The sequence below is a fragment of the Pacificoceanicola niger genome (genome assembly GCF_048553275.1).
Taxonomy (GTDB): domain Bacteria; phylum Pseudomonadota; class Alphaproteobacteria; order Rhodobacterales; family Rhodobacteraceae; genus Pacificoceanicola.
Window position 1 is genome coordinate 1 of the sequence record NZ_JBLZMW010000050.1, and the last position, 1143, is coordinate 1143.

General features: G+C 62.7%; 1 protein-coding gene. It reads right to left on the reverse strand.

Annotated features, from left to right (window positions below; genetic code table 11):
• The coding region (locus ACN2XU_RS24195) for an AMP-binding protein (protein WP_419412893.1) at nucleotides 1-1143 on the reverse strand (1143 nt) is incomplete at both ends.

A 1143-nucleotide genomic window follows, 5' to 3' on the forward strand; every position in this document is an offset into this window, starting at 1 on the left:
CCGACGGTGCCGAGGATTCGCAGCGAGGATAGATCGCATTTCGTTACGAAATCGTTGCCCTGTCCCATGAGCGCGCGAATCGCCGTCGGCGCGGTGTAGAACTGGTTAACCTTGTGCTTTTCGCAGACCTGCCAGAAGCGCGAGGCATCCGGCCAGGTCGGCACCCCCTCGAACATCAGCGTCGTCGCGCCGTTGGCCAAGGGCCCGTAAACAATATAGGAATGCCCGGTGACCCAGCCCACGTCGGCGGTGCACCAATAGACGTCGCCGTCCTTGTAATCGAAGGTGACCTCGTGGGTCAGGCCGGCGTAAACCAAATATCCACCTGTTGTGTGTACCACGCCCTTGGGCTGGCCGGTGGAGCCGGAGGTGTAGAGGATGAACAGCGGATCCTCGGCATTCATCTCGACCGGGCGGCTGTAATCGTCGGCCTCCAGGGCCATCTCGTTGTAGTCGTAATCACGGCCATCGGTCCATGTGGTCTGCCCGCCGGTACGCTTGACGACGAGGCATTTGACCGAGTCCTTGCAGTGCAGCAGGGCCTTGTCGGCATTGGACTTCAGCGGGGTCTTGCGGCCGCCGCGCGGAGCCTCGTCGGCGGTGATCACGACCTTGGCGTCACAGCCATTGACCCGCGCGGCGAGGGCGTCCGGGCTGAAACCGGCGAAGACGATGGAGTGGATGGCCCCGATGCGCGCGCAGGCCAGCATGGCGTAGGCGGCCTCGGGGATCATCGGCAGATAGATGACAACCCGATCGCCTTTGCGAACGCCAAGCGATTCCAGCACGTTGGCCATGCGGCAGGTGCGGCGGTGCAGATCGGCATAGGTGATCGACTGCGCCGGCTCGGTCGGATCGTCGGGCTCGAAGAGGATCGCGGTCTGATTGGCGCGGGTTTCCAGATGGCGATCGATGCAGTTGGCCGCGACGTTCAGCGTACCATCGCGAAACCACTCGATCTTTACCTGACCGAGGGTGAAATCGACATTCTTTATCTCGCTCGGCGCCTTGATCCAGTCCAGACGCTTGGCCTGCTCGGCCCAGAACGCCTCCGGATCGCTCACCGACTGCGCATACATCGCGTCATACGCCGCAGCATCAACATTCGCAGAAGCCGTAAGCTCCGCGCTGGGGGGGTAGGTG